5 protein-coding genes are annotated in these 13,411 nt (G+C 67.7%); 3 read left to right on the forward strand and 2 right to left on the reverse strand.

The window, feature by feature from the left end:
* Nucleotides 1-91: 91 nt before the first annotated feature.
* Both Q0Q02_RS11435 and pbpC read left to right on the forward strand, forming a co-directional pair.
* Nucleotides 92-5,365: an alpha-2-macroglobulin gene (locus Q0Q02_RS11435; protein ID WP_293809465.1), complete on the forward strand. Its 5,274-nt coding sequence runs from the start codon at nucleotides 92-94 to the stop codon at nucleotides 5,363-5,365.
* A gap of 259 nt (nucleotides 5,366-5,624) precedes the next feature.
* Nucleotides 5,625-7,763 carry a penicillin-binding protein 1C gene (gene pbpC, locus Q0Q02_RS11440; protein ID WP_293809533.1) on the forward strand — a complete coding sequence of 713 codons (2,139 nt, stop codon included), beginning with the start codon at nucleotides 5,625-5,627 and terminating at the stop codon, nucleotides 7,761-7,763.
* Nucleotides 7,764-7,926: 163 nt separating this feature from the next.
* Here the strand turns inward: pbpC and Q0Q02_RS11445 are convergent, their stop codons facing one another.
* The gene (locus Q0Q02_RS11445; RefSeq protein ID WP_293809467.1) at nucleotides 7,927-11,022 is read right to left on the reverse strand and encodes an efflux RND transporter permease subunit; all 3,096 of its coding nucleotides are present in this window, start codon (nucleotides 11,020-11,022) and stop codon (nucleotides 7,927-7,929) included.
* Between the two features lie 9 nt (nucleotides 11,023-11,031).
* The gene (locus Q0Q02_RS11450; RefSeq protein ID WP_293809469.1) at nucleotides 11,032-12,111 is read right to left on the reverse strand and encodes an efflux RND transporter periplasmic adaptor subunit; all 1,080 of its coding nucleotides are present in this window, start codon (nucleotides 12,109-12,111) and stop codon (nucleotides 11,032-11,034) included.
* A gap of 425 nt (nucleotides 12,112-12,536) precedes the next feature.
* Between Q0Q02_RS11450 and phnC the strand changes: the two genes are divergently transcribed.
* Entirely contained in the window at nucleotides 12,537-13,355 is an 819-nt protein-coding gene (gene phnC, locus Q0Q02_RS11455; RefSeq protein WP_293809471.1) for a phosphonate ABC transporter ATP-binding protein, read from the forward strand.
* Nucleotides 13,356-13,411: the final 56 nt, after the last annotated feature.

The following is a 13,411-nucleotide window of genomic DNA, read 5'->3' on the forward strand; positions in this document are numbered from 1 at the left end:
GTGATAGCCTGCCGGCCCCGTCTCACGCCGTCATCGGCCTGAAGCCATGTCCGGCGATCCTGGCCGGGCCGATCGACGAAGAGGACCGACGATGACCCTGCTTTCCCGTCTCGCGCTCGCCCTCTCGCTCACGCTGGCGGCCGCCCCCGCCTTCGCCCAGAAGGCCTATGTCCGCAATGACCTGCTGGCCGATGGGCAGCGCCTGGAAGAGCGGCTGAAGCGCGAGGTTGCGGCCGGCAACCGCTCCGCTGTGGACGCGATCCGCGCCGGCGAGGTCGCACTCGGCCGCGGCGATGCCCGCTCCGCCCTGCCACAGGCCAATGCCGCGATCGTCGCCGATTCCGCCAATGCCGCCGGCTGGCGCCTGATGGCGCGCGCCGCCAACGCGATCGAGCCGCGCGACTATCGCGAGCGCTGGGAACTGCGCGAGCGCGCGGTTGCCGCCGCCTATCTCGCCTATCAGCGCTCGACCAACCGCAATGACGAGGCGGCGTCGCTCGGCGTGCTCGCCCGCACCTTCGAGAAGAACGAGCTCTGGCGCCCGGCGCTGACCACCTATCGGCTCAGCCTCGACCTCGCCGCCAATCCCGCCCTGCAAAGCTCCTATGAAAGCCTGCGCGAAAAACGCGGCTTCCGCCTGCTCTCGAACAAGACCGATTCCGACGCCGCAAGCCCGCGCGCCTGCTTCGAGTTCTCCGAGGCGCTGGCGCGCGGCCGCGTCGATTTCGCGCCTTATGTCGCGATCTCCGGCGGCAGGAACACGCAAGGATCGGGCGATTTCGCCGTCAGCGCCGAGGACCGCCAGATCTGTGTCGACGGCCTCAAGCATGGCGAGCGCTATGCCATCGTCATTCGCCAGGGCGTGCCCTCCGCCATCCCCGATGAGACCCTGCTGAAATCGGCTGATTACGAGATTTATGTCCGCGACCGCACCCCCTCCGTGCGCTTCACCGGCAAGAACTACGTCCTGCCGCGCACCGGCCAGCAGGGCGTGCCCGTAGTCTCGGTCAATTCCGGCAAGCTCGACCTCGAAGTCATGCGGATCGGCGATCGCAACCTGATCAACTCCGTCCATTCCGAGGATTTCCTCAGCCAGATCGGCTCCTATTCCGCCCGGCAGATCTCCAGCGACAAGGGCCAGACCGTCTGGACCGGCACGATGGACGTGAAGTCGGAGCTGAACCAGGACGTGATCACCGCCTTCCCGGTGACCGAAGCGGTCGGCAGCCTGAAGCCCGGCGTCTACGTGATGTTCGCCAAGCCTTCAGGCGGGCCAGCCACAGCGCCCGCGAGCGACGACGGCGATTCCTACGATGACGGCTCGACACGGGCGACGCAGTGGTTCGTCGTCTCCGATCTCGGGCTGACCTCCTTCACCGGCCCGGATGGCGTGCATGTGCTCGCCCGCTCGCTGGCCGATGCCAAGCCGATCGCCAATGCGACCTTGAGCCTGATCGCCCGCAACAACGAGGTGCTCGGCACGGCCAAGACCGACGGCAACGGCTATGCCCGCTTCGATGCCGGCCTCGGCAAGGGCCAGGGCGGCAATGCGCCCGGCCTCGTCACCGCCTCGCTCGCCGAGGATTACGGCTTCCTCGACCTCAAGCAGACCGCCTTCGACCTCTCCGATCGCGGCGTAAAGGGCCGCGTCGCGCCCTCGGGCCTCGACGCCTATCTCTATACCGAGCGCGGCGTCTATCGCTCGGGCGAGACGGTCTATCTGACCTCGCTGCTGCGCGACGCCAAGGGAGCGGCCGTCACGGGCCTGCCGCTGACCATCGTGGTCAAGCGCCCGGACGGCGTGGAGTATCGCCGCCGTCAGGTCGAGGACCAGGGTGCGGGCGGGCGCGCCCATTCGATCCAGCTCGTTTCCGGCGCCGCGACCGGCACCTGGCGCGTCCTCGCCTATTCCGACCCCAAGGGGCAGGCGATCGGCGAGACCTCCTTCCTTGTCGAGGACTATGTGCCCGAACGGCTGGAGCTGACGCTGACACCGAAGGCCCCGCTGCTCCAGGCCGGCCAGCCGGCCGAACTCGACGTCAACGCGCGCTATCTCTACGGCGCGCCGGGCTCCGAGCTCGACGTCACCGGCTCGATGACGATCCGTGCCGCCGATGCCAGCGCTATCCCCGGCTTCAAGGACTATCAGGTCGGCCTCACCGACGAGGCTTTCGAGCCGGTCCAGAGCGAATTCGAGGAAAGCACCACGACCGACGCCGCCGGCAAGGCGACGATCACCAATCCGGTCCAGCAGCCCGACACCAACCGCCCGCTCGAAGTCGAGATGACCGTGCGCGTCGGAGAGCCCGGCGGGCGCGCCATCGCCCGCTCGGTCACCTTGCCGATCGTGCCGAAGGGCGCCGCCATCGGCGTGAAGAAGCTGTTCAAGGACGGCGATCTCGGTAACGGCCAGACCGCCAATTTCGAAGTCATCATGGCGACCGGCGATGGCAAGCGCCTCGCCCGGCCCGGCGTGAAATGGGTGCTGTCCAAGGTCCGCCGCAACTACCAGTGGTTCTTCCAGGACGGCCGCTGGAACTATGAGGGCGTCAAGACCACTCGCCGCGTCGCCGATGGCGAGATCGCGGTGGCGGAGGCTGCCGGCGCCAAGATCGCCGCGCCCGTCGAATGGGGCAATTACCGGCTCGACGTGACCTCGGACGGCAACGAGGCGGCCGAGACCTCGGTCTCCTTCAGCGTCGGCTATGAGAGCGACAAGACCGCCGATACGCCGGATGTGCTCGATGTCGCCTTGGACAAGGCGTCCTATGCCGATGGCGAGAGCCTACAGGTCCGCCTGTCGCCGCGCTTCGCCGGCAAGGCGACCCTCGCCGTCGTCACCGACAAGGTCGCGGATATCCGCACCATCGACATCGCCGAGGGCGGCACCTCCGCCAGCATTCCCGTGAAGGCCGAATGGGGCGCCAGCGCCTATCTCGTCGTGCTCGCCCATCGCCCGATGGACGCCGCCGCCAAGCGCCTGCCCGGCCGCGCCATCGGCCTCTCCTGGTTCCAGATCGGCAAGGAGACGCGCACGCTGGCGCTCGATCTCGGCGCGCCCAAGCTGGTGCGCCCGCTCACGACGCTGTCGCTGCCGGTCAAGGTCACCGGCATGAAGGCGGGCGAAGAGGCCTATGTCACGCTGGCGGCCGTCGATATCGGCATCCTCAACCTCACCCGCTACGAGAGCCCGGACCCGAGCCAATTCTTCTTCGGCCAGCGCCAGCTCGGCCATGACCTGCGCGATCTCTACGGCTACCTGATCGACGGCATGCAGGGCACGCGCGGCGCGATCCGCACCGGCGGCGACGCCGCGCCCAAGATGGACGGCGAGAAGCCGACGCAGGAGCCGCTCGCCCGCTATTCCGGCGTGGTCAAGGTCGGGGCCGACGGCACGGCGAAGATCGATTTCGACCTGCCGGCCTTCAACGGCGCGGTGCGTGTCATGGGCGTCGCCTGGTCGGCCGGACGCACCGGCCAGGCCAGCGCCGACGTGATCGTGCGCGACCAGATCGTCGCTCAAGCGACGCTGCCGCGCTTCCTCGCCATCGGCGACCAGTCGCGCTTCCACTTGCAGGTCGACAATGTCGAGGGCCCCGCCGGCTCCTACACCGTCGACCTCGACGTGAAGGGTCCGGTTCTGGTCGCCGCCGACGCCACCCGCCGCACCATGCAGCTCGGCGCAGGCGCCAAGACGCAGATGACGATCCCCGTCACGGCCGCAGGCCTCGGCCGCGCCGAGTTCGACGTGCGCGTCTCCGGCCCGAACGGCATCGGCACGGTGCAGAACCTTGCCGTGCGCGTGCAGCCCTCCGCCGCAACGATCGCCCGACGCATCGTCCGTGCCATCCCCGGCAATGGCGGGGCGATCACCGTCTCCTCCGACCTCTTGGCCGATCTTGTGCCGAATTCCGGGCAGGTCTCGGTGACGATCTCGCCCTTCGGTTCGCTCGACGTGCCGGCACTCCTCAAGGCGCTCGACCGCTATCCCTATGGCTGTACCGAGCAGACCGTCTCGCGCGCCCTGCCGCTGCTCGCGGTCAACCAGCTCGCCTCGCTGGAACAGCTCGCCCTCGACGACAAGGCCGACGAGCGCGTCGTCAACGCGATCGAGCGCGTGCTGGCGCGCCAGGGCGGCAACGGCTCCTTCGGCCTCTGGGGCGTCGGCGGCGAGGATCTCTGGCTCGATGCCTTCGTCACCGACTTCCTGACGCGGGCCCGCGAGAAGCAGTTCGCGGTGCCGCAGATCGCCTTCAACCTCGCGCTCGACCGCCTGCGCAATCAGGTCGTCAACACCAGCGAGATCAACAAGGAAGAGGCAGCCGGCATCGCCTACGCGCTCTATGTGCTCGCCCGCAACGGCCGGCCGGTGATGGGCGATCTGCGCTATCTCGCCGACAACAAGCTCGGCGATTTCGCGACGCCGCTGGCCCGCGCCCAGATCGGCGCCGCGCTCTCGGCGCTGGGCGATCGCGGCCGCGGCCGCACCGCCTTCGGCAGCGCACTGGGCCTGCTCCAGCAGGCGAGCGATGATGGTCTGTCGCGCCCCGATTACGGCTCCCGCCTGCGCGACGGCGCCGGCGTGCTCGCCCTGATCGCGGAAGCCAATGGCGAGCGCGCCGATATCAGCCGCGCCGTCTCGATCGTCGACGCCACCCGCAACAGCGCCCGCTACAGCTACACCTCGACGCAGGAGCAGATGTGGATGGTGCTGGCGGCGCAGGCCATGGCCAAGGACGCCGAGGGCATGACGCTGACGGTCGACGGCACCGCCCGCAAGGGCGCGCTCTACCGCACGCTCTCCGCCGAGGCGCTGGAGGCGAAGTCCCTGACCATCGCCAATCCCGGCGCAGGCAATGCCCAGGCGGTCATCACCGTCGCCGGCATCCCGACCGCGCCTGAGCCGGCGCTCAATCAGGGCTTCGGGCTGGAGCGCGTCATCTACACGATGAAGGGCGAGAAGGCCGATCCGGCGCGCCTGCGCCAGAACGAGCGCTATGTCGTGGCGCTGACCGTGACGGAGGCCACGCCGCGTTATGGCCGCCTGCTGCTGGTCGATCCGGTGCCTGCCGGGCTCGAGATCGAGAACGCCAACCTGACGGAAGGCGCCTCGGTCGCAGGGCTCGACTGGCTGAAGCAGGAGGTCTCGCCGGTTCACACCGAGTCGCGCGACGACCGCTTCGTCGCGGCCTTCGAGCGCTCGGGCTCGAAGAGCGACAAGCCCTCCTACACCGTCGCCTATATCGCGCGCGCCGTCTCGCCCGGTCGCTACGTCTCCCCTGCCGCCGTGATCGAAGACATGTACCGGCCGGACCGCTTCGGCCGCACGGGCTTCGGCGCGGTGGAGATCACCTCGGCGCGGTGAGGGCATCGCCATCATGGCGCAGGACGAAAGATCGAGCGCAACAGAACCCCCTCTCCCCTTGCGGGAGAGGGTTGGGGTGAGGGGTCGCGCCGCGCTCGATCGCTGGCGCTCTTTCACGACGCAGGTTTCGGCCGGCATAGCGCGACCCCTCATCCGTCTCGGCTTCGCCGAGCCACCTTCTCCCGCAAGGGGAGAAGGGAAGCGGCGACAGCCCTTCCGCAGGCTGAAGATCGCAGCCGTCACGCTCGCCGTCTCGGCGATTGCAGGCGCCACCGCCCTCGCCCTCTACGCCCGCTCCCTCCCCCCGCTCGACCTTTCGGCCGCGGCTGATCGCTCGACCGTGGTACTGGACCGCGAAGGCAAGCTGCTACGCCCCTTCCTCACCGCCGACGGGCGCTGGAAACTCCCGGTCACCAGCGAGAATGTCGATCCGCGCTATCTCGCCATGCTCAAGGCCTTCGAGGATAAGCGCTTCGACAGGCATCGCGGCATCGACCCGTTGGGCATGCTGCGCGCCGCCGGCCAGATGCTCGTGAACGGCCGCGTTGTCTCCGGCGGCTCGACCTTGACCATGCAGGTCGCGCGCCTGCTCGAACCGCGCGAGGAGCGCTCGCTTTCAGCCAAGCTCCGGCAAGCCGTACGCGCCATCGAGTTGGAGCGGCGCTTCGACAAGGCCGGCATCCTCGACCTCTATCTCACGCTCGCGCCCTTCGGCGGCAATCTCGAAGGCGTCCGCGCCGCAAGCTTCGCCTATTTCGGCAAGGAGCCGAAGCGGCTCTCCACCGCCGAGGCGGCCCTGCTCGTCGCGCTCCCGCAATCGCCCGAGACACGCCGGCCGGACCGTTTCGTCGAAGCCGCCCGCAAGGCGCGCGAACGCGTGCTGGAGCGGATCGAGCAGGCCGGCCTCGCTACATCGGACGAGGTCGCAGCCGCCCGCAACGAGCCGATCCCGGTCGCGCGCCGCCCCTTCCCGAATCTCAGCCCGCATATCGCCGAGCAGGCCGTTGCCGAGGCGCCGGCCGAACGCGTCCAGAAGCTTTCGCTCGATGCGCGCCTGCAAGCCGCGCTCGAAGGGTTAGCGCGCGAGCGCAGCCTCGGCCTCGCCCCCCAGGTCTCGATCGCGATCCTCGCCGTCGACAACGAGACCGGCGAGATCCGCGCCTCTGTCGGCGGTGTCGATTATTTTGCGGCGGAGCGCGCCGGCGCGCTCGACCTGACGCGGGCATTGCGCTCGCCGGGCTCGGCGTTGAAGCCCTTCATCTACGCGCTCGCCTTCGACAACGGCATCGCCCATCCCGAGACGATGCTGGAGGACCGGCCGGCGCGTTACGGCATCTATATCCCCGAGAATTTCGATATGACCTTCCAGGGCATGGTCAGCGCGCGCAAGGCCTTGCAGCTTTCGCTCAACGTGCCCGCCGTCGAACTGCTGTCCGCGCTCGGCCCCCAGCGCTTCCTCTCGCGCCTGCGTGATGCCGGCGTCGCGATCGCCATGCCCAAGGACAGCGGCGCGCCCGGCCTCGCCGTCGGGCTCGGCGGCCTCGGCATCACCTTGCAGGATCTGACCCGCGCCTATGTCGGATTGGCCCGCGGCGGCGAGATGCTGCCGCTGCGCTTCCGAGACTCGGCCTCCTCCTCCCTCAGCCCTCATCCTGAGGAGCCACGGAGCAGCGTCTCGAAGGATGCTCCAGCGCGCTCTGGACCATCCTTCGAGACGCGCTCTGCGAGCGCTCCTCAGGATGAGGGCTCGCGTGGTGGAACGCGCCTCGTCGATCCCGTCGCGGCCTGGTATGTCGCCGACACCTTGCTTGGCGCTCCACCACCGCTCAACGCCGTGCCCGGCCGCATCGCCTACAAGACCGGCACCTCCTATGGCTATCGCGATGCCTGGGCTGTCGGCTTCGACCGCAAGCACACGATCGGCGTCTGGGTCGGCCGCGCCGATAATGGCGCGGTCCCTGGATTGGTCGGGCGCGCGGTCGCAGCCCCCATCCTGTTCGACGCCTTCGCCCGGCTCGGCATCGATCCGCGCCCCTTCCCGCAGCCGGCCGACGCGATCATTGCCAGCACCGGGCATCTGCCGCCGCCGCTCCGGCATCTCCGGCAGGACGTGCCCAAGACCGTGATGGCGATGACGACGCCGACGCTGAAGCTCGCCTTCCCACCGGACGGCGCCCGCATCGACCTCTCCGCCGCCGCGCTCGACGGCAGCGGCCGCCTCAACCTCAAGGCTGCCGGCGGCTCGCCGCCCTATACCTGGCTGGTCGACGGCGCGCCGGTGACCGAGCCGCAGCGCCGCCGCGAGACGCAATGGCAGCCGCCCGGCAAGGGCTTCATGCGGATTTCGGTGATCGACGCGACCGGGGCGAGCGAAAGCGTGTCGGTGAGGCTGCAGTAACGACCGCTTCCCACCGCGTCATCCCGCACGCGCTGCGGCACCTCAGTGCTGCGGCGCAGATGCGGGACCGTTCTCGGAAAAAGGCGCCCTCTCGTCACGCGGTCCCGTGTCTGCGCAGCGGCATTTCATACCGCAGCGCGCACGGGATGACGGCGGGTAATCCTTACTCGGCAGGCGCCGGATGAGCTCCGTGAGCGCCATGCACCTCGTCATGCGGGGCATGGCGCGAGCCATGGACCTTGCGGGCGAGGTAGCTGTAGGCGACCGGGACCACATAGAGCGTCAGCAGCGTGCCGAAGGTCATGCCGCCGACGATGACCCAGCCGATCTGCGAGCGGCTTTCCGCGCCGGCGCCATGCGCCAGCGCCAGCGGTACGGCGCCGAGCACCATCGCGCCCGTCGTCATCAGGATCGGCCGCAGGCGCAGCTCCGCCGCCTCGACGAGGGCGTCGATCGTCTCCTTACCCTCCTCGCGCAGCTGGTTGGTGAACTCCAGGATCAGGATGCCGTGCTTGGTGATCAGGCCGACCAGCGTGATCAGGCCGATCTGGCTGTACACGTTCATCGTTCCGCCCGTGTAGTAGAGCGCGGCCAGCGCGCCGGTGAGCGAGAGCGGCACCGAGACCATGATCACGATCGGGTCGACGAAGCTCTCGAACTGCGCCGCCAGCACCAGATAGATGAAGCCCAGCGCCAGCAGGAAGACGACGAAGATGCTCGCGCCCGACTGCTTGAACTCGCGGCTCTGGCCGGAATAGTCGATCTGCACGGTGTTTGGCAGCACGCGCTGCGCGCCCTCCTCCAGCACCTTGAGCGCGTCACCGAGCGAATAGCCCGGCGCCGGGATCGCGGTGATCGTCGCCGAGCGCAGCTGGTTGAAGCGCACCAGCTCCTTCGGCGCGACCGTCTCCTCGAGCCGGACCAGGCTGGAGAGCTGCACCACCGCGCCGCCGCGTCCCATCAGGTAGATCGACTGCAGCGCCTGCGGTGTGTTGCGCTCGGCGCCCTCGACCTGCAGCACGACGTCGTATTGCTTGCTGTTCATGTTGAAGCGGGTCACCTGCCGGCCGCCGAGCAGCGTCTCCATGGTGCGGCCGATGATGTCGACATTGACGCCGAGATCGGCGGCGCGCTGCCGGTCGATCGAGACCTTGATCTGCGGCTTGTCGAGAATGAGGTTGCTCTCGACATTGGTCAGGACCGGCGAGCTCGCGACCTCGTTCATCAGCTGGTCGACATAGGACTTGATCTGAGCATAGGGCTCGGACGAGCGGAGAACGAACTCGACCGGCTTGCTGTTCGCCTGGCCCTGGCCGAGCGAGGCCGGGTTGGTCGCGAACATGCGGATGCCCGGGATCTGCGACAGCCCCCGGTTGATCTCGGCGACGAGATCCTGCTGCTTGCGATGCCGCTCTTCCCATGGCTTCAGGCGGGCCATGGCGATGGCGCGCGTCACGTCGGGGAATCCGGTGATGACGAGATAGGTGTCGACCTCGGGAATCTTCCTGAAGTACTCCTCGACCTGGCGCGCGTAATCGGCCGTGAAGCTGATCGTCGCGCCTTCAGGGGCAACGCCTATCACGTTGATCGTCCCGCGATCCTCGACCGGCGACAATTCCGCACGCAGATGCGTGAAGAAGTAATAGCCGCCGCCCGCGACGCCAAGCGCCAGCAGCACGACGAGCGGGCGCACCGACAGGGCCGCGCGCAGCGAGGCCTTGTAACCGCGCGACAGCGCGTTGAAGCCACTTTCCAGCACATTGTAGAGCCAGCTGTGCTTCTCGTGATGACGCAGGAGCTTGGCGCACATCATCGGCGTCAGCGTCAGCGCGACGAAGCCCGAGACCAGCACCGCGCCGGCCAGCGTCAGCGCGAACTCGATGAAGAGCTTGCCGGTGCGGCCGGTCGAGAACGCCATCGGCGCATAGACCGCGACCAGCGTCAGCGTCATCGCCACCACGGCGAAGGCGATCTCGTTGATGCCGCGGATCGCCGCCGGGGTCGGTTGCATGCCGTCCTCGATATGGCGATGCACGTTCTCCAGCACGACGATGGCGTCGTCGACGACGAGGCCGATGGCGAGCACCATCGAGAGCAGCGTCAGCGTGTTCACGGTGAAGCCGAACGCATACATCAGCGCGAACGAGCCGATCAGCGAGACCGGGATCGTCACCAGCGGGATCAAGGTCGCGCGGGCCGAGCGCAGGAAGATGAAGATGATCAGCACGACCAGCACGATCGCTTCGATGATCGTCTGGAAGACCGCCTTGATCGAGCGGTCGATGAAGACCGAGCTGTCGTAGGACTTGGCGATCGACATACCCTGGGGCAGGTCCTCGATGATGCCGGGCAGCGCTTCCTCGATTCCGGCCGAGACATCGAGCGGGTTCGCGGTCGCCTGCTTGACGATGCCGATCGTGACCGAGGGCGTGCCGCGGAACCAGGCGGCGTTGCGCTCTTCGCGCGCGCCGAGCTCGACCTTGGCGATATCCTTGACCTTGACCGGGAAGCCGCTGGCATCCTTGACGACGATCTCGCGGAATTCCGCCGGCGTGGTCATGCTGGTCTGCGAGAGCACCGTGAATTCGCGGTCATTGCTCTCGATGCGGCCCGACGGAATCTCGATATTCTGCGCCCGGACCGCGGCCTCGACCTCCTGGACGCTGACATTATAGGCCGACATGCGGGCGCGATCGAGCCAGAGCCGCATCGCATACTGGCGCTGGCCGAGGATGCGCACCTCCGCCACGCCGGTGACGTTCTGCACGCGGTCGGAGATGAAGCGATCGGCAAAATCGGTGAGTTCCAGCGGCCCGTGCCGCGAGCTGGTCAGCGACAGGTAGAGGATCGGCTGCGAGTCTGCCTCGACCTTGGCGATGACCGGCTCGTCGATCTCGTCGGGCATGCGGCTGCGCACGCGGCTGACGCGGTCGCGCACGTCGGAGGCCGCGACGTCCGGGTCGACATCCGGTCGGAACCGCACCTGTATGAAGCTGCGCTCCTGGCGGCTGGTCGAGGACAGGATCTCGACCCCCTCGATGCCGGCGATCGAGTTTTCCAGGATCTGGGTGACCTGCGTCTCGATGATCTCGGCCGAGGCGCCGCGATAATCGGTGCGGACCGAGACGATCGGCTCGTCGATATTCGGATATTCGCGGACGGTCAGGCGGCCATAGGAGACGATGCCGATCAGCATCACCAGAAGGCTCAGCACCGTCGAGAGAACGGGCCGGCGGACGAAGAGTTCGAAGAGGCTCATGAGTCAGTCCTAGAGCTGGCTCGTCTGGACGACCTTGTCCTTGATCACGATGATCGCGCCGTCGCGCAGCCGCATCTGGCCGGCGGTGATGATCTGCATATCGGGTTTCAGCCCGCTGACGATCTCGACCTTGCCCGGCAGGCGCTTGCCCAGCTCGACGGTGACGCGCTTCGCCTTACCCTTGTCGACGACATAGACCATCTTGCCGACGGCATCCGGCACCACCGCCATTTCCGGCACCAGGATCGCGTTCTCGCGCTGGTCGACGGTGATGGCGAGCCGGGCGAAGAGACCGGGCTTCAGCGCGAGATCGGCGTTGGGGATGCTGGCGCGCAGGCGGATCGCCCGGCCGTTCACGTCCACCACCGGATCAATCGCGTAGATCTGGCCCTGGAACCTGCGGTCCGGCACCGCATCGACCTTCATCTGCACGGGCTGGCCGGTCTTGAGGCGGCTGAGATAGATCTCGGGCACGCGGAAATCGATCTTGATCGGATCGATGCTGGTCAGTGTGATCAGCGGCTTGCCGACCGAGACATAGTCGCCGACACCGACGGAGCGCAGGCCGACGACGCCGTTGAACGGCGCCACGATGGTCGACTGGGCAAGCTTGGCCTTGGCGAGCTGGACGCGGGCCTCGGTGGAAGCGAGCTTCGCGGCGGATTCATCGAGCGCAACCTGCGTGCCCGAACCACGCGAGACCAGCCCCCTGAGCCGGTCATTGGTATCGCGAGCGAGACCCAGATCGGCCATCGCCTGCTTGAGCTCGGCATCGAGGATCGCGGTATCGAGCTTGACCAGCTCTTGGCCCACCTTGACGCGCTCGCCTTCCTTGAAGCCGAGGAAGACGACGCGGCCGGCGATCTCCGGCGCGATCACCACGGATTCATCGGCAGCAAGCGTGCCGAGCGCCTCGACCTCCTCGTTGACGGTCGCCAGCTCGATGGATGCGACCTCGACCGGCACGCCGCGCGGCCCCGAAACCGCGCTGGCCTGTGCCTGCTGCGTGCCGGCACGCTGGTTGCGGTAGGCATAATAACCACCGCCCGCGACGGCAGCAACGAGAACAAGAAGGACGAACCGCTTCATCAGGCTGGAGGCTCCGTTGCCGCCCATTAGTCTTAAATGGAACGAAAGGCGTTGCTAAGATGCCGGCGCGCCACAGCGGCACAAAAACAAAGGCTTTTGCGCCGATGCCGCATCGATCCGGCCTCGCAGGCATCGATGCAAGATGCTTGCCGTTCAGAGGCCCTCCGCCACGGGCATCTCCGCCGCACACAAACATCCACGCTCATCCTGACGACAAGCCGCGGATCGTCCAAGCACATTTCAGAGACCTCACGAAACGTTGACCGGCTCGCGGCGGCGCAATTGCTCCTTTCGAGACCTTCCACATCCTGTCACGCCGCTGTCATCCGCAGCCGATAGGGCTCGCGGCGATCGAGACGCCTGACCCTCCAGCCTTGGCCGGACGGGAATGGGCTCATGCCCGCATCGTGCCCGAGAACCATTTCATGCTGCGCATCGAAGGCTTGACCAAGCGCTTTGGCGACAGGAACGCGGTCGACACCGTGACCCTGACCGTGCCGAAGGGAGAAATGGTCGGGGTCATCGGCCCCTCCGGCGCCGGCAAGTCGACGCTCCTGCGCATGCTGAACCGCCTGACCGAGCCGACCTCCGGCAAGATCGTCTGCGCGGAGCAGGACGTCACCGGCCTGAAGGGCGCCTCGCTCCGGCGCTGGCGCCGCGACACGGCGATGATCTTCCAGCAGTTCAATCTCGTTGGCCGTCTCGATGTGCTGACCAATGTCCTGCTCGGCCGTCTGAATCATCGCTCGGCGGCGCTGACCCTGGTCAAGAGCTTCTCCGAGGACGACAAGATCCGCGCCATCGCGGCGCTCGAGCGTCTCGATATGGGCCATCTCCTGGCGCAGCGTGCCGAGACTCTCTCCGGCGGCCAGCAGCAGCGCGTCGCCATCGCCCGCGCCCTCGTCCAGGAGCCGCGCATCATCCTCGCCGACGAGCCGATCGCCTCGCTCGACCCGCGCAACACCCAGGTCGTCATGGACGCACTGTTCCGCATCAATCGCGAGGACGGCATCACCGTGATGTGCAACCTGCACGATCTCGACATCGCCGCGAAATACTGTGACCGCCTGATCGGCATGTCCGCCGGCAAGGTCGTGTTCGACGATGCGCCGCAGGCGCTGACCCGCGAGATCGCCGCCGAACTCTACGGCATCGAGGCCAAGGATGCCGGCGCCGAGGCGCTGGATGCGCTCGACGCCATCGCCGCCTCCGAGGCGAAGCGCGCCCGCCAGAAGATCGCCTGATTTCCAGAGATCGCCGGGCCGGCCCGAAGGCCGGCGCCGCGAGAAGACCGTCCCGA

The organism is uncultured Allobosea sp. (assembly GCF_945956895.1).
Taxonomy (GTDB): domain Bacteria; phylum Pseudomonadota; class Alphaproteobacteria; order Rhizobiales; family Beijerinckiaceae; genus Allobosea.

Excerpts from the sequence above, each read along its gene's own strand:
- Q0Q02_RS11435 (WP_293809465.1), top strand. The coding sequence starts at position 92 with ATGACCCTGCTTTCCCGTCTCGCGCTCGCCCTCTCGCTCACGCTGGCG.
- Q0Q02_RS11445 (WP_293809467.1), bottom strand. The coding sequence starts at position 11,022 with ATGAGCCTCTTCGAACTCTTCGTCCGCCGGCCCGTTCTCTCGACGGTG.
- Q0Q02_RS11450 (WP_293809469.1), bottom strand. The coding sequence starts at position 12,111 with ATGAAGCGGTTCGTCCTTCTTGTTCTCGTTGCTGCCGTCGCGGGCGGT.
- phnC (WP_293809471.1), top strand. The coding sequence starts at position 12,537 with ATGCTGCGCATCGAAGGCTTGACCAAGCGCTTTGGCGACAGGAACGCG.